The 24807-nt window shown below is 63.6% G+C and carries 22 protein-coding genes; 9 read left to right on the forward strand and 13 right to left on the reverse strand.

The window, feature by feature from the left end:
- A partial coding sequence (locus LQ952_RS01490) for a SulP family inorganic anion transporter (protein ID WP_238620807.1) occupies positions 1-664 on the reverse strand: 664 nt, incomplete at its 3' end.
- Between the two features lie 239 nt (positions 665-903).
- Here LQ952_RS01490 and LQ952_RS01495 point away from each other — a divergent pair.
- Together LQ952_RS01495 and LQ952_RS01500 are read left to right on the forward strand one after the other, a co-directional pair.
- A complete protein-coding gene (locus tag LQ952_RS01495) occupies positions 904-2478 on the forward strand; it encodes an alpha/beta hydrolase family protein (protein ID WP_238620810.1) in 1575 nt (524 codons plus the stop codon).
- A gap of 318 nt (positions 2479-2796) precedes the next feature.
- Positions 2797-3729 carry a 1-phosphofructokinase family hexose kinase gene (locus LQ952_RS01500; protein WP_238620811.1) on the forward strand — a complete coding sequence of 311 codons (933 nt, stop codon included), beginning with the start codon at positions 2797-2799 and terminating at the stop codon, positions 3727-3729.
- 28 nt (positions 3730-3757) lie between these two features.
- Here the strand turns inward: LQ952_RS01500 and LQ952_RS01505 are convergent, their stop codons facing one another.
- Positions 3758-4591, reverse strand: a complete 834-nt coding sequence (locus tag LQ952_RS01505; protein ID WP_238620813.1) for an HDOD domain-containing protein — start codon at positions 4589-4591, stop codon at positions 3758-3760.
- 264 nt (positions 4592-4855) lie between these two features.
- Between LQ952_RS01505 and LQ952_RS01510 the strand changes: the two genes are divergently transcribed.
- From LQ952_RS01510 to nspC, 3 genes are all read left to right on the forward strand, one after another.
- Positions 4856-5524 carry a hypothetical protein gene (locus tag LQ952_RS01510; RefSeq protein WP_238620814.1) on the forward strand — a complete coding sequence of 223 codons (669 nt, stop codon included), beginning with the start codon at positions 4856-4858 and terminating at the stop codon, positions 5522-5524.
- A gap of 156 nt (positions 5525-5680) precedes the next feature.
- Positions 5681-6880, forward strand: a complete 1200-nt coding sequence (locus LQ952_RS01515) for a saccharopine dehydrogenase family protein (RefSeq protein ID WP_238620815.1) — start codon at positions 5681-5683, stop codon at positions 6878-6880.
- Between the two features lie 6 nt (positions 6881-6886).
- Positions 6887-8047, forward strand: a complete 1161-nt coding sequence (gene nspC, locus LQ952_RS01520; RefSeq protein WP_238620817.1) for a carboxynorspermidine decarboxylase — start codon at positions 6887-6889, stop codon at positions 8045-8047.
- 75 nt (positions 8048-8122) lie between these two features.
- On the opposite strand, the gene LQ952_RS01525 is transcribed toward nspC, so the two are convergent.
- Entirely contained in the window at positions 8123-11911 is a 3789-nt protein-coding gene (locus LQ952_RS01525; protein ID WP_255722501.1) for a magnesium chelatase subunit H, read from the reverse strand.
- 169 nt (positions 11912-12080) lie between these two features.
- Here LQ952_RS01525 and LQ952_RS01530 point away from each other — a divergent pair, with 169 nt between their 5' ends.
- Positions 12081-12677 carry a DUF502 domain-containing protein gene (locus LQ952_RS01530; protein WP_238620818.1) on the forward strand — a complete coding sequence of 199 codons (597 nt, stop codon included), beginning with the start codon at positions 12081-12083 and terminating at the stop codon, positions 12675-12677.
- Between the two features lie 126 nt (positions 12678-12803).
- On the opposite strand, the gene LQ952_RS01535 is transcribed toward LQ952_RS01530, so the two are convergent.
- From LQ952_RS01535 to LQ952_RS01545, 3 genes are all read right to left on the reverse strand, one after another.
- Positions 12804-13775: a S49 family peptidase gene (locus LQ952_RS01535; RefSeq protein ID WP_238620820.1), complete on the reverse strand. Its 972-nt coding sequence runs from the start codon at positions 13773-13775 to the stop codon at positions 12804-12806.
- Positions 13776-13841: 66 nt separating this feature from the next.
- Positions 13842-14528, reverse strand: a complete 687-nt coding sequence (locus LQ952_RS01540) for an HAD family hydrolase (RefSeq protein WP_238620821.1) — start codon at positions 14526-14528, stop codon at positions 13842-13844.
- Positions 14529-14540: 12 nt separating this feature from the next.
- Complete coding sequence (locus LQ952_RS01545) at positions 14541-15509, reverse strand: RluA family pseudouridine synthase (RefSeq protein ID WP_238620824.1); 969 nt, start codon at positions 15507-15509, stop codon at positions 14541-14543.
- Positions 15510-15942: 433 nt separating this feature from the next.
- Here LQ952_RS01545 and LQ952_RS01550 point away from each other — a divergent pair, with 433 nt between their 5' ends.
- Positions 15943-18984: an Rne/Rng family ribonuclease gene (locus LQ952_RS01550; RefSeq protein WP_238620825.1), complete on the forward strand. Its 3042-nt coding sequence runs from the start codon at positions 15943-15945 to the stop codon at positions 18982-18984.
- A 37-nt stretch (positions 18985-19021) separates the two neighbouring features.
- Here LQ952_RS01550 and LQ952_RS01555 read toward each other — a convergent pair whose 3' ends face one another.
- Entirely contained in the window at positions 19022-19519 is a 498-nt protein-coding gene (locus tag LQ952_RS01555) for a low molecular weight protein-tyrosine-phosphatase (protein WP_238620827.1), read from the reverse strand.
- A 128-nt stretch (positions 19520-19647) separates the two neighbouring features.
- Here LQ952_RS01555 and fliK point away from each other — a divergent pair, with 128 nt between their 5' ends.
- Positions 19648-20931, forward strand: a complete 1284-nt coding sequence (fliK, locus tag LQ952_RS01560) for a flagellar hook-length control protein FliK (RefSeq protein WP_238620829.1) — start codon at positions 19648-19650, stop codon at positions 20929-20931.
- Positions 20931-21239 carry an EscU/YscU/HrcU family type III secretion system export apparatus switch protein gene (locus tag LQ952_RS01565; protein ID WP_238620830.1) on the forward strand — a complete coding sequence of 103 codons (309 nt, stop codon included), beginning with the start codon at positions 20931-20933 and terminating at the stop codon, positions 21237-21239. The genes fliK and LQ952_RS01565 overlap by 1 nt, the downstream gene beginning before the upstream one ends.
- On the opposite strand, the gene LQ952_RS01570 is transcribed toward LQ952_RS01565, so the two are convergent.
- From LQ952_RS01570 to motD, 6 genes are all read right to left on the reverse strand, one after another.
- Positions 21224-21616, reverse strand: a complete 393-nt coding sequence (locus LQ952_RS01570; RefSeq protein ID WP_238620832.1) for a DUF2802 domain-containing protein — start codon at positions 21614-21616, stop codon at positions 21224-21226. The genes LQ952_RS01565 and LQ952_RS01570 overlap by 16 nt on opposite strands.
- Positions 21613-21834 (reverse strand): hypothetical protein, encoded by a 222-nt coding sequence (locus LQ952_RS01575; protein WP_238620834.1) that lies wholly within the window; start codon positions 21832-21834, stop codon positions 21613-21615. Before LQ952_RS01575 ends, LQ952_RS01570 begins: the two co-directional genes overlap by 4 nt.
- Before the next feature lie 28 nt (positions 21835-21862).
- The gene (locus LQ952_RS01580) at positions 21863-22333 is read right to left on the reverse strand and encodes a chemotaxis protein CheW (protein WP_238620836.1); all 471 of its coding nucleotides are present in this window, start codon (positions 22331-22333) and stop codon (positions 21863-21865) included.
- A gap of 85 nt (positions 22334-22418) precedes the next feature.
- On the reverse strand, positions 22419-23111 hold the full coding sequence (locus LQ952_RS01585; RefSeq protein ID WP_238620837.1) for a chemotaxis protein CheW: 693 nt from the start codon (positions 23109-23111) through the stop codon (positions 22419-22421).
- The gene (locus LQ952_RS01590; protein ID WP_238620839.1) at positions 23108-23905 is read right to left on the reverse strand and encodes a ParA family protein; all 798 of its coding nucleotides are present in this window, start codon (positions 23903-23905) and stop codon (positions 23108-23110) included. Before LQ952_RS01590 ends, LQ952_RS01585 begins: the two co-directional genes overlap by 4 nt.
- Positions 23902-24792 carry a flagellar motor protein MotD gene (motD, locus tag LQ952_RS01595; protein WP_238620841.1) on the reverse strand — a complete coding sequence of 297 codons (891 nt, stop codon included), beginning with the start codon at positions 24790-24792 and terminating at the stop codon, positions 23902-23904. Before motD ends, LQ952_RS01590 begins: the two co-directional genes overlap by 4 nt.
- Positions 24793-24807: the final 15 nt, after the last annotated feature.

Below are 24807 nucleotides of genomic sequence, written 5' to 3' on the forward strand. Positions count from 1 at the left end.
ATGTGGCCAGGGCCGCCGCCACCAGTGCCACCAGGGGGGCGGGCACGGGGACCTTGAGACGGCCCCAGAAGATAAGGATCAGCAGGGTGAAGATGCCCACCCCCAGTTCCATCGGGTTGATGCTGGGAAAGGCGGAGAAGATGTTCCCCAGGTTGGCCAGATAGTGCTCCCCCAGATGGGCCACGGTCAGCCCCAGGAAATCCGGCAACTGCAAGGTGGCGATCACCACGGCGATGCCGGCGGTAAACCCCAGCACCACGGGATAGGGCACAAACTGGATCAGGCCGCCCATTCGGGTCAACCCCAGTGCGATCAGGATCAGCCCGGCCATGACAGTGGCCACCAGCAGCCCTCCCAGACCATACTGCTGCACCACCGGGATCAGGATCACCACGAAGGCCGCCGTGGGTCCGGAGACATTGAAGCGGGAGCCCCCGGTCAGGGCGATGATGGCCCCCGCCACGATGGCCGTGTACAGACCATGCTGGGGCGGCACCCCCACGGCGATGGCCAGCGCCATGGCCAGAGGCACCGCGACAATGCCGATGGTCAGGCCCGCCATCACATCCTTGCGCAGATCGGCCAGGCCGTAGCCTTCCTTCCAGGCGGCCCTCAGCCCCATGAACAGACCGGGCATGCGGCCGGACCAGGGGGAATTGTGCATGAATGACACTCCTCAAGGTGCTGATGCTTTGAAAACCGAAGGGAATGGCGGGCAACTGCCTGGGGCAGACCGTGGCCTGTGCCTGCTGCAGGTAACGGGAGGCGCGGCAGATATTGCCAGAGGGAATGATGATATCACTTTTATGGGAAATACAGAGGTGCGCGCACAGCGGCCTTGCCCTGGCGGGCAGGAAGCGGTGAACATCCCCAGGACTGACTTCAAGGATCATGGAGCAAGGCATGGCACAGACATCCCGTTTTCCCGGCAACGACCGGCTCCTGGCTCGCTGGCTGGTGGCGCTGCTGTCCCTGGCGGCCATCCTGACCGCCCTCTGGCAGCTTCACGCCGGTACCCAGGGACTTGAAATACGCCAGACACAGGTGGATGGCGTGCCCATGACCATGTACCTGCCGGTTCATGACGCCCCCGCCCCGGTGGCGGTCATTGCCCACGGCTTTGCCGGTTCGCGGCAGATGATGCAGCCCCTGGCCATCACCCTGGCCCGCAACGGGTACATCGCCCTGACCTTCGACTTCCCCGGCCACGGCGCCAATACCCGGCCCTTCGTGGCCGATCTGCTGGATGAGGACAAGCGTCGCGGCCTGCTGGGCGGCGCCCTGGAGACCGCGGTGACCACGGGCCTGGCACTGCCTCGGTCGGACGGTCGCCTGGCGCTGCTGGGACACTCCATGGCCGGGGACATCATGCTCATGCACATGCATGAACACCCTGATCAGGTCCAGGCCGCCGTGCTGCTCTCCCCCTACATCTCCGGCGCCTTCCCCATGGAGGCGATGAATAACCTGCTGTTCGTGTTTGGCAGCCTGGAACCCGCCGGTCTCCACGGGGCCGCCCTGGCGGCCTTCGCCCCGTTGACGGACAGCCCGACGACAGGCATCACCTATGGCGATCCGGAGGACGGCTCGGCCCGGCGTCTAGCCCTGGCCGGTGGGGTGGAGCACATCGGCGTACTCTATGCAGAGGACATGCTCCGAGAGTCCCTGGCGTGGCTGAACGGCAGTTTCGGGCCGTCGGGCGAAGGCCGCGAAGGTTATCTGGACCGGCGCGGCCCCTGGCTGGGTCTGCTGTTCCTGGGCATCATCGCCCTGGCCTGGCCCCTTTCCCGCCTGCTGCCCCGGGTGGCGGTCCTGCCGGTGGGCCTGGGGCTGCCCCGGCGGCAGTTGCTGAAGACCCTCTGGATACCCGCCCTGCTCACGCCTCTGCTGCTCTGGGCCGTCCCCGTGGGGATACTGCCTCTGCTGCTGGTGGACTACCTGGCCCTGCATTTTGCCGTCTACGGCCTGCTCTGCTGGGCCATGCTGGGATGGTCGACCCGTCGCGGTCAGGCCCCCGTGGCGGCACTGTCAGCCATCCGCTGGCAGGCCCTGGGTCCCGCCATACTCTTGGCGGCCGGCTACCTGACCCTGGCCATCGGCATTCCCATTCACCTTCACGTCACCGGCTACTTGCCCGGGCCGGAACGGGCCCTGATCCTGCCGCTGGTGTTCCTGGGCATGCTCTTGTTCTTCTCCGCCGATGAATGGATGACCCGGGGTGCCCAACCCGCCCGTGGGGCCTATGCCCTGACCAAGGTCTTCCTGTTCCTGTCCCTGATTCTGGCCGTAGCCCTGCGACTGGAGACCCTGTTCTTCCTGATCATCATCCTGCCGGCGATCCTGGTGTGCCTCACCATCTACGGTCTGCTCAGCAGCTGGATATACCGCGCCACGGGGCATCCCTGGGTGGGCGCGACGGCGGTGGCCCTGGCCCTGGCCTGGGGCATGAGCGTGACCTTCCCCCTGGTGGGGGCATAAGATGGGGCGGACCACACCTCCTTGCCGTCTGGCAAGGCATAAGAGATGGTGCGGGCCACCCTCATTGCCGTCATTCCCGCGAAGGCGGGAATCCAGGGTTGTCGGTCTGTGACTGGATTCCCGCCTTCGCGGGAATGACGTTTAGAAACCCGGGAGTGGCGTTTAGAAACCCGGAAATGACGTGCAGAAATGTCGGAATGACGTGCAGAAACGCCCGAATGGCTTGTACTAAAGCGGGAATGGCCTGTTCAGAATATCCTTGAAGGGGGATTCAAGCCGTGGCCGTACTGGTGCAAGACAAAACATGAGGAAACCTGAATGACCAAAAGAATCGTCACCCTGACCCTGAACCCGGCCGTGGATGCGTCCTGCACCACCGACAAGGTCAGGCCGGTCCACAAGATCCGCACCACCAACGAGCGCATGGACCCGGGCGGTGGCGGTATCAACGTGGCCCGGGTCGTCAACGAGCTGGGCGGCCAGAGCTTTGCCGTCTATCTGGCCGGCGGACGTTCCGGCGATGTGCTCGATGAACTGGTAGCCAATGCCGGGGTCATGGCCCATCGCGTCCATACCCGGGAGACTACCCGGGTCAGCAATGTGGTTTACGAGCAAAGTTCGGGGCAGGAATTCCGCTTCACCCCGGAAGGCCCCACGGTGCAACCGGCCGAATGGAAAGCCGCCCTGGATTTCATCGAACTGCTGGATTTTGACTACGTGATCGCCAGCGGCAGCATCCCCCGGGGGGCACCGGAAGACGTCTATGCCCGCCTGTCGGTGATGACCAAGCGGCGCGGTGCCCGCATGGTCCTGGATACCTCCGGGCCCGCTCTGGCGGGCGCGCTGGAAGAAGGGGTCTACCTGGCCAAGCCAAGCCGGGGTGAGTTTGCCGCGCTGATGGGGCGGGACCTGGATGATCCCAAGGACCTGGAAGACGCGGCCCGGGAGATCGTGGCCGACGGAGGCGTCGAGATCCTGACGGTCACACTGGGCCACGATGGTGCCCTGCTGGCCACCCGGGACGGCATCACCTGGCTCAAGACCCCGGAAGTGAACGCCAAGAGCGCCGTCGGCGCCGGGGACAGTTTCGTGGCGGGCATGACCTTTGGCGTCTCCACCGGTGAAAGCATCTCCCGGTCCTTCGCCCTGGGCGTGGCGGCGGGTACCGCCACCGTACTGACCTCCGGCACCGAACTGTGTCACAAGTCCGACGTCATGCACTTCTGGGAGATGCTGGCCCAGCAGGTCTAGAGGCATGGCCCCCTGTCTGAGTGCCGGGTCAATCCAGCGCCGCCACCCCATCCACCAGGGTGTCCAGCGCCGCCGGGTCGGGCAATGCCAGATAATCCGCCAGCTGTTCGCTGTAGACACCCCACTCCGCATAAGTCATCAGGGAGGCATCCACCGCCGTGGCAAAGCGCAGGGCCAGTTTGAGAATGACGACCAGATCCGGCACATCCTCATGGAGAGAGCCCAGATGCGCGACCTGATCCACGGCATACTGTTGATCGATGGCATGGACCACCGCCTGGGGTATATGCCAGCGCTGGGTGATCAGCGCCCCCACCCTGGGATGATGAATGCCGAACAGTCGGGTCTCTTCAGGGAGTAGCGTTGACCAGCCCTTGGCCGGCGCCGCCTTGACGAGGGGAACATAGTCATCACCCGCCAGACTGCACAGGGCTGGAATACCCACCATGTGGAAGAGACCCAGGAGATGGGCCTCATCCACCAGATCCGGGCGTTTGATGACCCTGGCCGCCCGGGCGGCGGATTCCGCCACATGGACACCCCGACGCCAGAATGCCTCCATGCCGGGATACTGGGCCATGGCATTGCGCAGCGCGACGGTACGGACAATGGCATAGATGCGGTTGAAGCCCAGCAGCATCACCGCCTGCGGTATGGAACTGATCTCCCGGGCACGACGAAACAGCGGAGAATTGACGATCTGCAGCACCCCACCGGCAATACTGGCATCACCGGCGATATGCCTGGCGATCCGACCCAGATCAGGATCCTCCTTTCTGGACTCCGCCACCACCACCCGCAAAACTTCCGGCTGAGGGGGTATGACCAGCCTGTCGACGATGTCGTGTTCTTCAACCTGCATTGATCATTATCCTTTGACAGGCACAAGATACTTCCTGACCTGAAAGATACGGCATGACATTTGCGTCAATAAAACATGACCTGATGCCGATAAACCGCTGCTCATTCAGACGATCGTTCTGCATTCTCCATCTCCGGAGGGTAATCTATTGACGGCCGATTGCGTAGCCGAGGCCGGAAAACGCCACGATGTCATCACAGCTCCCGTGGCCAATAGCGGATCCGGTCGCACATCTCCCCGTCCAGCGAGCAACTCGGGAACCTGATGAACAGCACCAGGCAAGAAGACTCACATGGCCTGATCCGTGACCAAAGGATCATCACCAACTGCGCCCTGGAAGTCATCGAAGGCATTCGAATTCAGCGCGGCAAACCCCTGCAACCCAGGGACCGCATGGCCCTGAAACTGCTGACTCCACGCAATGCCGCCCTGATGATGAAAGGAAACCGCCGGCATCTGGGGTGCCGGCAGGTGAGCTTCGAGATCCTCACCGACGACGTGGGCCTGGGCGCCTACCGCCTCATCCCCGTGGGCGTTCACGTGCTCAATCCGGAACGGGGCTGGTGGAATGATGACTACGGCGTCCGCCGATTCCTGTGGAACCTGTACCTGGGTGAGGACCCCATCGAGGGCATGCAACGCATCCTGGAGCGCCTTTTCAAGGTATCCCCCCAGGGCCTGCGCTCCCTCTCCGGCAGCCTGGACATGCAGCAGGCAGAACACGATATCCAGGCCACGGTACGCCCTGACCTGAGTCTTTACATCCGTCGCCACAAGGGCAGCGTGGAGACCTCCCTGCGGCGCCTCAACCAGGCCCAGGCCCTCTACCGGGTCAAGGATCTGGGGATCGACGCCGCCGGACAGGGGCGCATGGCCCTGGTCTTTGGCAGCAACCAGCGCTACGCGGTGAGTTTTGCGGTGGAGAGGGCTTGATACCGGCGCCCCTCAAGGGGCATCATCCCCGTCAAAGCGGTCCATGACACCGGCGTGTCATGGACCGCGTGCATCATTCACTGCAACACGATCCTGTCTCGGGCTGCGGCCCGATCCGCTTTCCTCCCACATCTTTCCCAGTTTGATTCGAGGCCTATGAGCAAAGTCCTGATTATCGGCGCCGGCGGCGTTGGCGGAGTTGTCACCCACAAGTGCGCGCAGCATCCGGAGGTCTTCACGGAGATCTGTCTGGCCAGCCGCAACGAGGAAAAGTGTCGTGCCATCGCGGCCCAATTGGACCGACCCATCCAGACCGCCCAGGTGGACGCGGACGACGTGGAGGCCCTGGTGGCCCTGATCGAGTCCTTCAAACCTGACGTCCTCATCCACGTGGCCCTGCCCTACCAGGACCTGACCATCATGGAGGCCTGCCTGCGCACCGGCACCCCCTACCTGGATACCGCCAACTACGAACACCCGGATGAGGCCAAGTTCGAGTACAAGGAACAGTGGGCGTTCCAGGACCGCTATGCCAAGGCCAACCTCATGGCCACTCTGGGTTGCGGCTTCGATCCGGGCATGACCAACATCTACTGCGCCTGGGGCCAGAAGAACCTGTTCGACGAGATCCACCGCATCGACATCCTGGATGCCAACGGCGGCGACCACGGCTACCCGTTCGCCACCAACTTCAATCCGGAGATCAACATCCGCGAGATCACCGCCAACGGCCGCTACTGGGAGGAAGGCGAGTGGAAGGAAACCGCACCTCTGGCGGAGAAGCGCAGCTTCGATTTCGACGGCATCGGTCCCAAAGACATCTACCTGCTCTATCACGAGGAGCTTGAATCCCTGTGCCGCAACATCAAGGGCCTCAAGCGCATCCGCTTCTGGATGACCTTCTCCGAGAAGTACATCACCCATCTCAAGGTGCTGGAGAACGTGGGCATGACGTCCATCGAGCCCATCCGGTTCGAGGGCAAGGAAATCATCCCCCTGCAGTTCCTCAAGGCCATCCTGCCCGACCCGGCGTCCCTGGGGCCGCGCACCAAGGGCAAGACCAACATCGGCGTGATCCTGGACGGCATCAAGGACGGCAAGCGGCGCAAGGTCTACATCTACAACATCTGCGACCACGAGGCCTGCTACCGGGAAGTACAGTCCCAGGCCATCTCCTATACCACCGGCGTACCCGCCGTCACCGGCGCCATGCTCATGGTGCAGGGCATCTGGCAGGGTGCCGGCGTGTTCAACGTGGAGCAGCTGGACCCGAATCCGTTCATGGAACGCATCGGCGACATGGGCCTGCCCTGGCAGATGGTGGAACTGGATCCCGACAGCGATCCCCTGGCCTGATCGCCCATGGACAAGACGCGCTATCCCTGCTTTGACGTCAACGCCTGTCCGTCACCCGCCTTCGTGGTGGACGACGCCCTGCTGCGCAAGAACCTGGCCCTGCTCAAGCAGGTCCAGGCCGACAGCGGCTGTCGCATCCTGCTGGCCCTGAAGGGCTTTGCCATGTGGGACACCTTCCCCATGGTGCGGGAATACCTGGTAGGCACCACCGCCAGCGGTCAGGACGAGGCCCGCCTGGGGGCGGAGAAGTTCGGCGGGGAGGTGCACGTGTACTCCCCTGCCTTCACCGAGGAGGAGATGAAAGTGGTGGTGCAATATGCCGACCACATCAGCTTCAACTCCCCCGCCCAGTGGCAGCGTTTTCGCGAGCAGGTGGCCGGGGCCTCCCGGCACATCTCCTGCGGCATCCGGGTGAATCCGGAGTATTCCGAAGGCAAGGTGGCCCTGTATGACCCCTGCGCCCCCGGATCGCGCCTGGGGACCCGGGCGGTGGATCTGGCCGGCGTGGACCTGACGGGCCTGGAGGGCCTGCACTTCCACACCCTGTGCGAACAGAACAGCGATGCCCTGGAGCACACCCTGGAGGCCTTCGAGGCCCGGTTCGGGCAGTACATCCCGGGCCGGCAGTGGATCAACTTCGGCGGTGGACACCACATCACCCGGGACGACTATGACGTAGAGCGGCTGATCCGCCTGATCCGGGATTTCCGTGCCCGCCATCCGGGGGTGACGGTCTACCTGGAGCCGGGCGAAGCGATCGCCCTGCGCACCGGCTACCTGGTGTGCACGGTGCTGGACATCGTGCAGAACGGCGGTCCCATCGCCATCCTGGACACCTCCGCCACCGCCCATATGCCGGACGTGCTGGAGATGCCCTACCGGCCGGAGATCATCGATGCCGGAATGCCCGGGGAGAAGACCTTCACCTACCGCCTGGGCGGCTCCACCTGTCTGGCCGGGGACATCATCGGGGAGTATTCCTTCGACCAGCCCCTGGAGATCGGACAGCGGCTGGTGTTCACCGACATGGCCCACTACACCATGGTCAAGACCACCACCTTCAACGGCATCCGCCTGCCGTCCATCTGCCGGGTGAACGAGGAAACTCGGGAAGTGAGGACGGTGAAGACCTTCGGTTACGAGGCATACATGCAGCGTCTGAGCTGACGGCCTCACCGAGCCACAGGGACGAAAAAAGGCGGGATAATATCCCGCCTTTTTTCGTCCCGCTTTTTTAGTGCATCAGGCGGCGGGCGGCTGCTCGTAGGTGCCTTCCAGGCGATCTTCCAGCTCTTCGCCGGCGCGACGCAGGGCCTCCAGGGTTTCCTCATCGGGCTGCCAGTAGTTGCGCTCCGAGGCCTCCAGCAGGCGGTTGGCCATCTTGGCCGAGGCGGTCGGGTTGAGCGAGGCCAGACGCTCACGCATCTCCGGATCCAGCATGAAGGTCTCGGACAGCTGCTGATAGACCCAGGGCTGCACCTGACCGGTGGTGGCGGACCAGCCCATGGTGTTGGTGATATGCACCTCGATCTGGCGCACCCCCTCGTAGCCATGCTTGAGGGCGCCTTCATACCATTTGGGGTTGAGCATCCGGGTACGGGTCTCCAGGGAAACCTGCTCCGACAGGGTGCGGACGGTCCCGTCACCCCTGGTCTGATCACCGATGTATACCGGAGTATCCTGACCACCACGGGCCTGACGGACCGCCCGGCTGATGCCGCCCAGGGTATCGAAGTAGTTGTCCACCGTAGTGATGCCCAGCTCCACCGAATCCAGATTCTGATAGGTGAGCTGCACGTCCGCCAGCATGCTCTTGAGCAGGGCGTCCTGCTTCACGGGACGCCCGGACAGGCCATAGGCAAAGCCCTTGCGCTGGGTGTAGGTATCGGCCAGTTCGTCCTCGTCGTTCCAGCGGCCGTTCTCCACCAGGTTGTTGACGTTGGAACCATAGGCGCCGTCGGCATTGCCGTAGACCCGCAGGGCGGCCGTCTCCAGGTCGCAGCCATGCTCCTTCTGGTAGGCCAGGGCATGGGCACGGACGAAGTTCTGATCCAGCGGCTCATCGGCACTGGCGGCCAGGAAGGTGGCTTCGGCCAGCAGTTTGATCTGCAGCGGCAGCAGGTCACGGAAGATGCCCGACAGGGTGATCACCACATCGACGCGGGGACGACCCAGCTCCTCCAGGGGAATCAGGCTGGCGCCGGCCAGACGGCCATAGTTGTCGAACCGGGGCTTGGCCCCCACCAAGGCCAGGGCCTGGCCGATCTGGCTGCCTTCGGTCTTGAGGTTGTCGCTGCCCCACAGGACCAGGGCGATGGACTCCGGCAGCGGGTTGCCGTCTTCCACATGACGGGCCAGCAGGCGTTCCGCCTGGCGGGCGCCGTCCTTGAGGGCATAGGCGCTGGGGATGCGGAAGGGGTCAAAGCCGTGCAGGTTGCGGCCCGTAGGCAGCACCTCGGGGGTGCGCATCACGTCACCGCCCGGGGCCGGACGCAGGTAGCGTCCATCCAGGGCCTTGAGGATGCCCTCCAACTCCGTTTCCCGAGACAACAGATGATCCGCGTTGGCCAACTCCCGCAGGCGCTCCAGGGTCGTCTCATCCACCTGGGCACCGGTCTCCTTCACCGCCTTGTCGGCTGAACCGGTACGGACCAGGGCCTCAATCAGGGCACGCTCCGGCCGACTCTCGTCGGTGGCCTCGGCCATGGAGAGGAGCATGTCCACCCGCTCTTCTTCCGACAGGGCCTGCCCTACCACGTGCAGACCATGGGGGATCAGGGTGTACTCCAGCTCCAGGATCTGTTCGTTGAGCTTGTGGATCTGCGCGTCCGCATCCCCGGCATCGGAGACATCCCACAGGGGCTCGGCCTTGCACAGTTCCAGTTCGGCGGCCTGGGACTGGACCAGGGCCGCCAATTCCTCCCGCTCATGGGCCTGATCCGGCTCCAGGCCGCGCCAGCGCTCCAGGGAACTCTTCAGGTCCAGCAAACCACGATACAGGCCTGCATGGGCCACCGGCGGGGTCAGGTAGCTGATCAGGGTGGCACCGGCACGGCGCTTGGCGATGGCCCCTTCGGAAGGGTTGTTGGAGGCGTACAGATACAGGTTGGGCAGGTCGCCGATGAGGCGATCAGGCCAGCAGGTGCCGGACATGCCCACCTGCTTGCCGGGCATGAACTCCAGGGCGCCGTGGGTACCGAAATGCAGCACCGCATGGGCCTTGAAGTCCTCCCGCAGGTAGCGATAGAAGGCGGAGAAGGCGTGGGTGGGGGCAAAACCATGCTCGAACAGCAGGCGCATGGGGTCGCCCTCGTAACCGAAGGAGGGCTGCACCGCCACCAGCACGTTGCCGAACTGCCTGCCCTGAACCAGAATGGAGCTGCCGTTGCTGAGCAGCTTGCCCGGCGCGGCACCCCACTGGGATTCAATCTGCTGGAGCCAGCGTTCCCGGCGTACGTGTTCTTCGGCGGGAATCAGGGTATGGACATTGGCATCGGAGCCGTACTGCTCCCGGTTGCCGTTGATCACCGCCTCGCGCAGGGCATCGGTGCTTTCCGGCAGATCCACCTGGTACCCTTCCGCCTGCATGGCCTTGAGGGTGTTGTAGAGGGATTCAAACACCGCCAGGTAGGCGGCCGTGCCGGTGTTGCCCGCATTGGGCGGGAAGTTGAACAGGACGATGGCCACCTTGCGCTGAGCGCGCTCGGAGCGGCGCAGCGCCACCAGCTTGCGCACCCGGGCCACCAGCATGGCGGTACGCTCCTTGCAGGTGGACATGTCCTGGGGGTTCTCGATCTGGGTGAAAGTACAGGGGGTGTCGCAACCCTGACAGACCGCCCCCTCGCCGCCGGGGCGGCCACCATAGACCATGGGCACGGTACTGCCGTCCAGTTCGGGAATGGCCACCATGATGGTGCTCTCCACCGGCAGCAGACCCCGGTCGGAATTGCCCCACTGGTCCAGGGTCTGGAATTCCACCGGATGGGCGGCCACATAGGGCACATCCAGCTTGGCCAGGATCTCCTCGGCGGCGCGGGCATCGTTATAGGCGGGACCACCCACCAGGGAGAAGCCGGTCAGGGACACCACGGCATCCACCGTGGGACGGCCGTCCTTCATGAAGAACTTCTCGATGGCGGGACGGGAGTCCAGGCCGGAGGCAAAGGCCGGCACCACCTGCATGCCTTCCTCTTCCAGGCTGCGGATGACCGGGTCATAGTGGCCGGCGTTACCTGCCAGGACATAGGAACGCAGTACCAGCACCCCGACCCGGCCCTTGGCGTTCTTGTCGGACCAGCGGACCGGCAGATCCTGCAGACGGTCGGAGATGCGCGGCTTCATGTCCGGGTGATAGATACCCGTCTCGGGATATTCCAGCGGGAGGGAGGATGGTACCTTGCCCTTGAGAGCACGCCGGGGACCGGAGGCATAGCGATCAATGAGGAAGCGAATCATGTTGCTCATGTTCTCTTCCGAACCGCCCAGCCAGTACTGCAGGGTGAGGAAATAGGCGCGGACATCCTGAGCGGTGCCCGGAATGAAGCGCAGAAGCTGGGGAATGCGCCGCAGCATCTTCATCTGCTGGGCGCCGGCGGCACCGCCGGATTCCTTGTCCTTGCTGCCGCGCAGGCGCTTGAGCAGGGTCATGGGGCCGCTGCTGGGCTTGGACATGTCGAAACTGCCCATGTGGGTCAGCTTGGTGACATCGGCGGCGGACATGGCACAGACCAGGGCATCGCAGTTATCGCGACGGGCTTCCAGAGCCGGTACGATGGGCTTGTACTGATCCTCCAGAAACAGCATGGTGGCGATGATGATGTCCGCCGTCTCGATATCCGCCCGGCAGGCATCCAGGGCCTCCTGATTACCCTGCCACTCGGACGCGGCGTGCAGGCTCAGCGTCAGGCCCGGCAGGTCTTTCTGAAGCTTGATCCGGGCCCGATCCGTGGCGCTGGCCAGATGGGTGTCCATGGTCACGATGACAACCCGGACGGGAGTATGATCAACTGTGGACTTGGGCTTTGTTGCCATGATGCTCTTGGTGCCTGTTGATAAATTGGGCCGGGTGAGGCGATGGGGCGGATTCACCCTGGAATGCGTGTCAAATTAGATCGCCCTGCCCCGGGTGTCAACCAAGCTAGACAACAACCCGGGGTATAGTTGAGCTTTATCGTGTTGTCGGTTCAAGTGGAGACCTGTCTTGAAAGGAATTACCCGTACCTTCCTCACCGGCCTGGCGGCCATTCTGCCGTTGCTGGTCACCGTCGTGCTGCTGCTGTGGCTGAGCAACACCCTGGAAAACCTGCTGGGCGCGGTACTGCAGTGGGTCCTGCCCGATATGCTTTACTTCCCGGGCCTGGGGCTTATCACCGGTATCGGCCTGATCTTCGCCCTGGGGCTGCTGATGCGGGCCTATATCGTGCAGGGGGTCTTCAGTTGGGTGGAAGGCTGGATGCAGCGCATCCCGGTGGTGAAGACCATTCACGGCACGGTGCGGGACGTGACCCGGCTGTTTTCCGGCGACATCCGGAATCGTTTTGGTGAAGCGGTACTGGTCACCCTGCCGGGAATGGACGGCAAACTGGTAGGATTCGTCACCCGGGAGGATTTCTCGGGACTGCCCGACAACCTGGGCGGCGAAGGCATTATCGCCGTCTATCTGCCCATGAGCTACCAGATCGGCGGTTATACCCTGATGCTGCCGCGGAACCGGGTGGAGCCACTGAACCTGTCCCTGGAAGACGCCATGCGCTATACCCTCACCGCCGGCGTATCCGCCCACCAGAACGACGACTGATCCCGAGAGCCGGGCTTCCTGGAAGCAGGCCTCGTGGGAGCGGACCTGCCCGCGAACAGCGCCGCCCCCCCTGCCATGCCCTGTCATTCGCCGGCAGGCTGGCTCCTACACACTCCCAATGCCGGACTATCTCAAGGTGCCCTGGAACCCCTCTTGGAACACCCTCAGGGCAGCCACCCCCAGGCCCTCGGTCAGACGGGTGAACAGGTCCTGACGCCGAGTGAAGTCCACGATCCGCTCTTCACCGATCACCTCACGGGCGACATAACCGGTACTGCCCAGACCGTCGATCAGCCCCAGCTCCACACCCTCCTCCCCGGTCCAGATCAGACCGCTGAACAGACGGGGGTCATCCGCCAGGCGATCCCCTCGGCCGGTCTTCACGGCTTCCACGAACTGCGCATGGATGCGATCCAACATGGCCTGGACATGGACCTTCTCATCCGTCTGCACGGGCATGAAGGGATCCAGCAGGCCCTTGTTGCCACCCGCCGTCATGAGTCGACGCTCGATGCCGAGGCGATCGATGGCGTCTACGAAGCCGAAACTGTCCATACGCACACCGATGGAACCGATGATGCTGGCCCTGTCGGCATAGATGCGATCGGCGGAAACGGCCACGTAGTAGCCACCGGAAGCCCCCACATCGGAGATCACCGCATAGAGCGGGATATCAGGATGCTGCTCGCGCAGATGCCGGATGGCATCATTGATATAGCCCGCCTGCACGGGACTGCCGCCCGGGCTGTTGATGCGCAGGATGACCGCCACGGTATTGCGGTTCTCAAAGGCAGCCCGCAGGCCTCCCACCACCAGATCGGCACTGGCGGCGCCTCCTTCGGCGATGATCCCCTGCACATCCACCACGGCGGTGTGCCGGGCCTTGCGATCCGCATCGCGTCCGGGCAGGGCATCCATGACCGCGAGCAGGATGAAGAAGAGATAGGCAAAGCCCAGCAGTTTAAAGAAGATGCTCCAGCGACGGGCAGCGCGACGCTCCTTGACGCCCGCCAGGGCAATCTCTCGCAGGGCCTCGCGCTCCCAGTGTTCCGGGGCGGGCCGGCGCTGATCGTCATCGGGATCAATTGAAGGGTTCATCAGTCGGAGTGTCCTTGGTTGCACATGATGTTTTGGACAGCAGGCCCTGGGGATGTTCCGAGCAAGTCACCCCGATGAGGACCAGGCATGGCGCCGGCACCCCAGCCAGTCAGGCAGCTGCGCCACCCCATCCAGCAGGCCCTTGGGGGCATGGGGCTGCAACTCCCGGGCAGAGTGAACCCCGGAGGTCACACCCAGAGCGTCAGTACCGGCGTTGCGGGCCATCAGCAGATCATGGGTGCTGTCACCGATCATCAGTGTCTGTTCCGGCATGATGCCCAGCTCATCCATGATCGTCTGCAGCATCTGGGGATGAGGCTTGGATAGGGTTTCATCCGCGCAACGGGTCGTCAGAAAACGGGGGCCCAACCCCGTCTCATCCAGCACCCGATCCAGGCCTACCCGAGACTTGCCGGTGGCTACCGCGCACCAGTACCCCTGATCAAGCAGATCATCAAGCAACTCCGGCACCCCGGCAAACAGGGGCGCGGGGGTATCGTCGATGAACAGGAAACGCTCCCGGTAGGCTTGGTTAAAGGCCTGAAAGAGCGCTTCATCCGCGTCGGGATAGAGCTGCAGGATGGCCTCCCGCATGCCAAGACCGATCACGTCACGCAGACGCTGCGCCGGCAACGGCGTGGCGCCCAGGACCTCAATGGTCGACTGCATGCAGGCCACGATGCGCGCCACCGAATCCATCAGGGTGCCATCCCAGTCGAAGACCAGTAATTGATAGGGATTTTCAGTTGTCACGGGGGAAAGACCTCAATCCAGCGGGGTAAGCTGCGCCAGCACCTGACTCAATTCCGGTTCCAGCGGGGCTTCGATGGCATAGGTGCGGCCGCTGACGGGCAGCGTGAAGTTCAGGGCGCGGGCATGCAGGAACTGGCGCCTGAGCCCCGACTTCTTCATCCGACGGTTGAACTCGAAATCACCATAGTGTCGATCCCCGGCCACCGGATGCCCCTCATGGGCCGCGTGCACACGGATCTGATGGGTTCGGCCCGTGCCGATACGGACATCCATCAGCGTGGCCTCCGTAAAACGTCGGCCGGGTATGAACAGGCTGTCCGCATCACGGCCATCTTCGTCATCCACCTGCACCAGTCGGATACCACCACGGCGGACATTGCGGGCCAGACCGGCATTCACCCGACGCTCACCACCCGACCACTGCCCCGTCAACAGGGCCAGATAGGTCTTGTCGATCCCGCCGCTGCGCAAAAGTTCATGAAAGGCCAACAGGGCCGGGCGATTGCGGGCCAGTACCAGACAGCCACTGGTCTCTCGATCCAGACGATGGGCCAGTTCCAGAAAGGGTTCGCCCCGGCCCATCTTCCGCAGGGCCTCGATGACCCCTACGGCCACGCCGCTGCCGCCATGCACCGGCAAACCGGCCGGCTTGTTGATCACCAGCAGATCATCGTCTTCCAGCAGCACCGAGCGATCGAGCAGATCCGCCAGCCCCTGGGGTAACGGTCGGTCATCCTGTCGCGGCTCACTGCGGCTGACCGGAGGAATCCGCACCATATCCCCGGTCACGACCCGATAATCGGGCTTGGCGCGTCCCTTGTTGACACGCACCTCGCCTTTGCGCAGCAGTCGGTAGACCCGGGTACGGGGCACACCCTTGAGGTGGCGCAGGAGGAAATTGTCCAGACGCTGCCCGGCATCGGACGCACTGACCTGGACGTGGACTACCGCCGAAGGGCTGGATTTGGGGGTTTCGGACATCGCGAAATAATAACAGGTCACTCAAAGGTTTGATGGAATTTTGCCGGATTGCTATCATGGCTCGTCGCGCTGGGTTGACTCGGCAGATATCGGAGCGGCCCCGCAGCCCCGCGGTCCCCGCGAATCCTCCCGAATCGCCCACCTCCCGCGACCGACAGAACACCAAACGGGGAATACCTGCCTGTATTGAGGGCATGTGTCGTTCCCCGTCATGGATATGCACGCTCTAGAACAATAGATCCCTTGAGTATTCTGAGCGGTTTTTTGGACAACTTTGCCCCCACGCCCCTGTGCCTTGCACATGCGGGCGTTGTGCTCCCATGGCTGTTCGCATGCGCCCTGATGACCGGCGGCGTGCGCCTTCTCCATGCAGCACCGCCGACGCCGTGTGAACGCCGGGGCGTGGCCGGGCCCTGCACCCGAGATACACTTCATGAAACGAATCCTAGTCAATGCCACGCAGCCGGAAGAGCTGCGTGTGGCCATGGTGGACGGCCAAAAACTCTACGATCTGGACATCGAACTCCCCTCCCGCGAGCAGAAAAAGGCCAACGTCTACAAGGGTGTCATCACCCGTGTTGAGCCCAGCCTTGAAGCTGCCTTCGTCAACTACGGTGCGGAACGCCACGGTTTCCTGCCGTTCAAGGAGATTTCGCGCAGCTACCTGAACCAGCCGGACAACCCCGAAGCCTCCCCCAGGACCGCCCTCAAGGAAGGCATGGAACTCATCGTCCAGGTGGAAAAGGAAGAACGGGGCAACAAGGGGGCCGCCCTGACCACCTTCGTCAGCCTGGCCGGACGCTACCTGGTACTCATGCCCAACAACCCCAGGGCCGGGGGCGTGTCCCGCCGCATCGAGGGCGAGGAACGCAGCGAAATCCGTGAGTCCCTGGCACAGCTGGATGTCCCCCAGGGCATGGGACTGATCGCCCGTACCGCCGGTGTCGGCCGTAGCGTCGAAGAACTGCAGTGGGACCTGGAGTACCTCAAGACCCTGTGGAATTCCATCGCCGAGGCCGCCGAAAGCCGCAAGGGCCCCTTCTTGGTCTACCAGGAAAGCAACGTGATCATCCGCACCCTGCGGGATCACATGCGCAATGACATCGCCGAGGTCATCATCGATGATCCCAAGGTGTTTTCCCAGGCCCGGGACTTCGTCCAGCAGGTGATGCCCAACAATCTGCGCAAGCTCAAGCTCTACGAAGACCATGTCCCCCTGTTCAACCGCTACCAGATCGAAAGCCAGATCGAAGCCGCCTTCCAGCGCGAGGTCACCCTGCCCTCCGGTGGCGCCATCGTCATCGACCATACCGAGGCACTGATCTCCATCGACGTCAACTCCGCCCGTGCCACCAAGGGCAGCGACATCGAGGAAACCGCGCTCAACACCAACCTGGAAGCGGCCGAGGAGATTACCCGTCAGCTGCGGCTGCGGGATCTGGGTGGTCTGATCGTCATCGACTTCATCGACATGGCCCCCAACAAGAACCAGCGCGAAGTGGAAAACCGCTTGCGTTCGGCCCTGGAGATGGACCGGGCCAGGGTCCAGGTGGGACGCATCTCCCGCTTCGGCCTGCTGGAGATGTCCCGCCAGCGCCTGCGTCCCTCCCTGGGAGAATCCAGTCAGATCGTCTGCCCTCGCTGCAATGGCCATGGCCATATCCGTAGCGTGGAATCACTTTCCCTGTCCGTGCTCCGATTGGTGGAAGAAGAGGCCATGAAAGAGAAGACCGGGTGCGTGCTGGCTCACCTGCCGGTGGATGTGGCCACCTTCCTGCTGAACGAAAAGCGGGATGTGATCTCCACCATCGAAAACCGCTACACCGTGGACATCACCCTGGTGCCCAGCCCCAGCATGCTGACGCCCCATTTCACGGTGAGGCGCATGCGCGGTGAGGAAGTGACCGAGGAACTCGAAGGCAAGAGCAGTTACCAGATCCTGACCGAAGATGAACCCGAACTGGTAAACCAGACACGCAAGAGCCGCTTGGAAAAGGCCCTGGTGCAGACCATTGCACCAGCGGCACCGGCACCGATGGACATGCAGCCTCGGGCTCAGGCGCCCATCCCTCAGGCTCGGCGCAGCGTCTCCCCGGTGTCCCTGCCCGGCCTGTTCAGCCGTATCTGGAGCAGCCTGTTCTCCAACGATGAACGCCCGGCAGCACCCCAGACCGCCCCCCGGACGCCCCAACGCAGCCAGGGCCGGCCCGGCCGCAGCGCAGAAGCCAATGAAAACCAGAGTCGCAGCGAGCGTGGAGACAGCGGCACGCCTCCTGCGCGGCGTGAACGCCCGGCCCAGGACGGCGATTCGGACACGAGCAGAGGGCGCTCCCGTCGCAACACTCGCACCCGACGGGGTCGGGATACCGGCAACGATGAGCGATCACGCAGCGCCGGCGGTCATCGCCCGGAACCCTCCAGACGTACCGAAGAGACCGACGGCAACAAACCCGCGGAATCCAGGACAGCCGAAACACCGGCAAAGTCGCCTGTCGATGAGCCCCGCCAGGAAACACCTCAGCCCCCAGCCCAGGAACACCGGGACAAGGGGGAAGGTAACGGCGGCACCCGCAGCCGGGGGCGTCGTGGGGGGCGCCGCCGGCGTCGCAGCTCCGGCTCGGGTGATGAGCATCGTAACTCGGACAACGGTCGTCAGGACGACGCTCAATCCACCGTGGAAGCATCGACGGAAACCCGCAAGGAACATCCAAGCACCGCGGAGCAGAGTACCGAGCAGGGTGAAGACAACCGTCCCCGGGATCGGCGACCACGCCAAGCGACTCAGGATGCCCCAACCGACGGCGCAACTTCCGCAGCGGTGAGCGCAAGCGCCCCACCCGCCCGGGAACCCGACCAGTCCAGCCAGGATGAAAGCGGCGCATCCAAAGCGAAAAGGGAGCAGCAACCCAGTCAGGAATCTCAGGCGGCACCGCTTCCCAGCCAGCCGCTGCCTCCGCCGGCCGCAGCCAAGCCGCCGGCCATCCCTGCGGAACCCCAGGCAGCCGGGCAGTCGATTGCCCCCGAGACCAAGGTGGAAGCAGCCCGGCCGGCGCCCAAATCCGAGCCGACCAGAGAGGCATCACAGCCGCCTCAGGACAGGGAATCCCCGACACAGGAAAAGGGCTTGCAGGCAACGCCTTCGGCCAAGCCTGACCAGAGCGCCAAGTCCGCAGTGGAAGAAACCCGGGAACCCCGACGCTCGGGCTCCGTCAAGGCCCAGAGACCGGCCAGTGCTCGTCGCAGCGAAGGCCGCCGCACTACTGCCGGCACCAGCAAGGAAGAAGTCGTCAGGGCGGTGAAAGAAAACGCCGGACCGGCAGCTGCCGGTCCGGAAACATCTGCTGTCGCTGAAAAGCCCGCCATGACCGACAAACCGACACCGGCCACACCGGCCACACCGGCCACACCGGCAAACAGCGACCAGGAGGCTCCGACGACGGACGGCAGCAAGGGATCGGAAACGGCAGATCGCTGACGGCGACGCCGGATCCGCAACCCGGTGGCCGGGGGAGTTACCCCCGGCCCCTCAAGGGAAGATCATGGGCCTGACAGAGGTGTAGCAACAATCCTCTCGAAGCGTCTTCCACCATATCCATGACCCGTTCAAAGCCGGTAGAGCCGCCATAATAAGGGTCCGGCACCTCCAACTCGGACCACTGGGTCCCGAAGTCCATGAACAGTGACAGCCGCACGCCGGGGCGTGCCTCTCCCATCAGGCGTACGTTCTCCAGATTGTCCCTGTCCATCACCAATACGTAATCAAACCGTTCCAGATCCGCTCTCTCGATACGTCGGGCCCGCTGTCCGGACAGATCTATCCCCCGGCCCTGAGCCGTGCGCCGCGCCCGCTCATCCGGCGGCTCGCCCACATGATAGGCATGGGTCCCCGCTGAATCCACGTGAATCAGATCGGCCAGACCCGCCTGCACCACATGGTGCTCGAAGACACCCTGAGCCATGGGGGAGCGACAGATATTCCCCATGCAAACGAACAGGACACTCAATTTCATGTCGAAATCTCCGTCAGCAGGCTCAAGTTGCCTGAGCCGCTGAAACCATCTATTGAACATCTATCCCCACTCACTCTCACACCGCGCGTTGCCAGTAGGCACCGACGCAGGCTATCGTTAGACCATCCATGGATACTTCCGCTCCCCAGACGATCCGTCTCCAGCCTGCCGACCTGCAGGCCAAGGTCCTTGGGAATCTCCTGCAGCGCCTCCAGGCCGGACAGATCGTCCAGGCCAGGGTCCTGACCGACAGCCTCCGGGCAGGGGACGCCGTGCAGTTGCGACTGGCGGGCGAAACGCTGGAGCTGCGCCTGCCACTGGCCGTACGCACCGGGGATAGCCTGCGGATGCAGGTCACGGCCGTCAACCCCAGGCTGGAACTGGCCCTGCTGCGGGAAGCACCGGCACCGCAACCGTCTACGCCGCAATCTCCGCTGCAGTCCACGCGACAGTCTCCATTGCCGCACACGCCGCAGGCAATCCTGTCGACCTTTCTCCGGCAATGGGCGCCCCAGCAGTCGGGACAGGCGCCCCTGCTGGCAAGCCTGCATGCACTGAACCAGCCGGGGCAAGCCGGTGCCGCGGGGCTTCCCGAGCCGCTGGCCCAGGCCTTGCAGCGCCTGTGGCAGGCCCTGCCCACCCCCTCACAGATTGGCACTCCGGAAGGCCTGCGCCAGGCGATGTTGGGTTCGGGCCTGTTCTATGAGGCACGGCTTGCCCACCCCGCCCCCTCGGCGCGCACGGATCTCCCCCAGGACCTGAAGGCACGCCTGCTGTCCCTGGCCGAACAACTGCGCGCCCTCCCCCTGCAACCGCGCACCCAGCTGCCCCGCGGCGGTCCGGCGACGGCGGAGCTGCCACCGCCCTTGCCCAACACCTCACCGACGGCCCAGCCCCGCGCGCCGGCGACCGCCAGCGCCGCACTCCTGCCGGCCTCTCTGCTGCTGGACACACTGCGCCAACAGGTGGAGCGATCCCTGGCCAGACTGGTGATCCATCAGCTTTCGTCCACGGAGAAACCGGACGAGGTTTCCCAACCGCGATGGCTGCTGGAACTGGCCCTGCGCGCCGAACAGGGTATCGACATCGTCCACATGCGCCTGGAGCGGGATGCCCGCCAAGGTCAGGGGGATGACGAACAGGCGCATACCTGGAAGGCCGATCTGGCCATGGATCTGCCGGAACTGGGGCCGGTGCATGTCCGGATCGTAGTCCGCGGGCAGGATGTCAGTACCCACTTTCGGGTTGACTCGGAGGAGACTCGCCAGCGCCTTGAAGATGCCCTACCCCAGCTGAAGGGTAACCTGGAATCCCGGAATCTTCAGGTCCACAGCCTGAACTGCCGAACCGGGACACCACCGGATATCCCCCCCACTGCCGCCGACGGGCCCTGGATCGACAGTCACGCCTGATGAAAAAACCCATCGAACACAAGCCGGGCAGACGCCAGGCCGTTGCACTGCATTACAGCGGCACCGGCGCCCCGCGCCTGACAGCCAAGGGTGAAGGAGAACTGGCGGAACGGATGCTGGAGATTGCCAGGGCTCATGATGTACCCGTCCACCGGGATGCTGCCCTGAGCATGACCCTCTCCCGGGTACCCCTGGGGGAGGAGATCCCGGAAAATCTCTATATAGCGGTGGCGGAAGTCCTCGCCTTCATCTACCTGCTCAGCGGCAGAACGCCCGCTGATGCCGGCAAAGGTCAGGACACGGAGTGATCCCGGTGCATGGCCAGCAGCAGTTCCGCCTCCCCGGAAGACAGTCCGCAGCCGGCCACCAGGTCATCCCGAGTAGCCCCCTGCCTGACCATGCGCATGGCTTGCCGGTAAGGCCCCTCATCCACATCACGCATGAGCACCTGCTCCTGCTGCTCCGCCAAACGGCGCAGTTGCTGATCCACCGTCTTGCGGTAAGCCTCGAACTGCTGTTCCTCGTTGTGCAACGCGCTCAGCGCGCCCCGCAGGGCCAGCACGGATGTTTCCTGAAGACTCAGGCGCTTGCGCAAGGCATCCAGCCGGCGTTTAAGCCAAAAACAGGCCGCGGCGCTTGCCAGTGCAATCAGCAAGGCCAGGGTCAGGACGATGTAAGAAATCATGCGTATTCGTCTATGTGATTGGGGTCATCATCCCGGTCGGACCTTCTCGGCGGCACGGACGGCTTATCGACATCCTCGCGTTCGGCATCCGAGTCGTCTTCCGGTGACTTGCGACGGGCCGGAGAACGGGGAAACCGTCCCCGTTCATCCCCCTCCTCGGGCACCGGGCGTCCGGGAACCAGTGGATGGGCGGGAGGAATCGGAAGATCCGCAGCCATGATTTACCTCCGAAGATCGTCCCCTTTGTTAAAGAGTAGCCACCTCAGCCCACTCATCATCGGTGAGCAGCTTGTTAAGGTCAACCACGATGGTCAGCTCACCATCACGACTGGCCACCCCCTGAATGTACTTGGAGCTTTCATCATTGCCGACGTTCGGGGCAGGCTCCACATCACGGGCCGCCAGCTCGATGACCTCGGCCACACTGTCCACCATGATACCCACCACCTGCCCCCCCACCTCGATGATGACGATCCTGGAGGCATCATCCGAGTCCTTGTCCATAAGCCCCATGCGCCGACGGGCATCAATGACCGTCACCACATTGCCCCGCAGGTTGATGATGCCCAGCACGTAGTGGGGGGCTCCGGGGACCGGCGCAATCTCAGTCACCCGCAGCACCTCCTGCACCTGCATGACGTTGATGGCATAGGTCTCCTCCGCAAGACGGAATGTGACGTATTGAGTGGCAGATGCCGCCTGGGATTCTTTTGCCATGAACTGAAACCTCTTTTCGGGCCGGATGCATCATGTCATGCCGGCGATGATCTTAATATTGGAATTCAAGACGCAGAGGATACCCTCAGCCCCAAGTCCCCTTTTCCAGACTCCGGGCCAGATAGTCCGCATCCAGTATGGCGCACAGATGTTTGATCACCGTGCCGGACAGCCAGGGTCGCTTGCCGCTGGGCGAGCGCCAGCGTACCAGCTCGGGGGACAGGGTCAGGGTTTCCTCCACCCGGTCACAGACCAACCCCCATCGCCCCTCGTCAATGAGGATCAGATTGCCGGGAGGCGGTCTGTTCGCCAGACGATCCGGCGGCAATACGTGGGGGCTGATATCCACCACTTTCACCTTGCGGCCATGATGCTCCGTCAGTCCCAGAAACAGGGAACTGTGGCCGGGCATGGGGGTGATCTCCCTGGGCATGGTCATGATGCCAGTCAGTTTCACCAGTGGAATCGCCAACGTCACACCGCCCAGCCGGAACAGCAGACACTGAAAGGGCTTTTGCGCCCATGCCGGAGGGCAATCCTGCGCAGGCGCCGGAGGTGCGGGAGGTGCCGCGATCGGCACGGGTTTGATCGGGGTGACAATGGCCCGCACGGGCGCAGGTTTCACGGGCGCAGGCGGCGGTGCAGACCCTGACGGCAGCGGGGTGACTTCAGCGATTTCCTGCAGCAAGTCATCCAGATAGGCGGTCAGGGCCTGGGGCTCATCCACCACCGTAACCCGGGGCTTGGAATCCTCCGGCCTGTCATCCCGGTGATTCATGATGCGGCCCTGCGGCGAAAGTCATGCTGTCCCAACAAGGAATCCAGCAGGCGTGCATAAGCCTCGGTCCCGCGGGCATCCGGCAGCATGATGGGCAGAGGCATGCCGGCGATGGCCGCCTCCCTGAATTTGGTATCCACCGTGATCACCCCCTGCCAGAGACAGTCACTGTAATTGTCACGCAACTCCCATAGGGCCTGGGTAGATGCGCGGGTACGGCGGTCAAACAGGGTGGGTACCACCACGTACTCCAATGCATCCTTGCGCGAGCGCTGGATCATTTTCAATGTCTGCAGCATGCGGTCAAGCCCGCGAATGGCCAGGTATTCCGTCTGCACGGGGATGAGCAGCTTGCTACAGGCAGCCAGTGCATTCACCATCAACACCCCCAGCATGGGAGGGCAGTCCAGCAGGACGTATTCAAACCGCCCCTGCAGCCCCTGAATCGCCCGTTTGATGACCAGGCCCATCCCCTCCCGGGTTCCCAACTGACGATCCAGCGTGGCCTGGGCCGTCGATGCGGGCAGGATGTACAAGTGATCGAAGCGGGTGGCGCGTACCGCCCCGCTTGCCTGGATCGGCCTGCCTTCCGCAGCCTGATGAAACAGGCTGTAGACGCCGCCGGTGGCCCCTTCCGGATCACCGCCGAAATAGGCGGTCAGTGAACCGTGGGGATCCAGGTCCACCAGCAGGGTCTCATGCCCCCTGGCCGCCAGCAGCCCGCCCAGGGACACCGTGGTGGTGGTCTTACCCACGCCCCCCTTCTGATTGGCGACAGCCCATATCACGGTCATGGCTGATCCTCCATATTCCGTCGTCCCTGGTTTAACAGTATCTGGATATCCTCGCGCAGCATCTCCGGCGGCGCACCTTCACCGGTACCGGGACGACGGCCAGCCAACACCACGATGTTGACGCGACGATTCTGCAGGCGCCCCTCCGGCGTCACATTGTCGGCCTTGGGGCGATATTCACCGAACCCGATGGCCGCCATCTGCTCCGGATCCACCCCGTTGCGGGCAAAGAGGTTGACGACGGTGGCGGCCCGCCCGGAGGAAAGCTCCCAGTTGGAAGGATAGACCGGCGTACTGATGGGTATATTGTCGGTATGGCCTTCCACATGGATCCGTGCGGGGAACTGGGCCAGGATCGAGGCCAGCCTCTCCAGCACGGGCACCGCTTGCGCTGCCAGCTCGGCACTGCCGCTGGAAAACAGGATACTGGTGTTGATCTGCACCTCGATCCACAACCGATCCCGCCCCACCTCGATCAGCCCCGCCTCGATCAATGGGGCCATGGCCACCTCGATCTGGTCCGCCATGGCATTGATACCCTCGATGGCCACCGACAGCCCCTCCAGATCCATGTCCACCAGGATCTCCTCCAGGCTGCGCGTCATCCGTTCCATTTCCATGGGAGAGGTAATGGGCGGAGGCTCCACCGCGGAGGGGCGAGGCGACCTGGTCAGATCACCGACCTGAATGGGCTCGATGGTTCTGGGGGTTGCCCTGAAGGCCTCCACCAGGGATTCCGAAAGAATCCGGTACTTGCCTTCGTTGAGTGATGAGATCGCGTACATCACCACGAAAAAGGCCAGCAACAGGGTCATGAGATCCGCATAGGGGATCGCCCAGGCCTCGTGGTTGACATGCTCCTCGTGTTTTTTCCGACGTCTTGACATGACAGGCTTCCAGCA

Source organism: Ectothiorhodospira lacustris (assembly GCF_022227785.1).
Classification (GTDB): Bacteria; Pseudomonadota; Gammaproteobacteria; order Ectothiorhodospirales; family Ectothiorhodospiraceae; genus Ectothiorhodospira; species Ectothiorhodospira lacustris.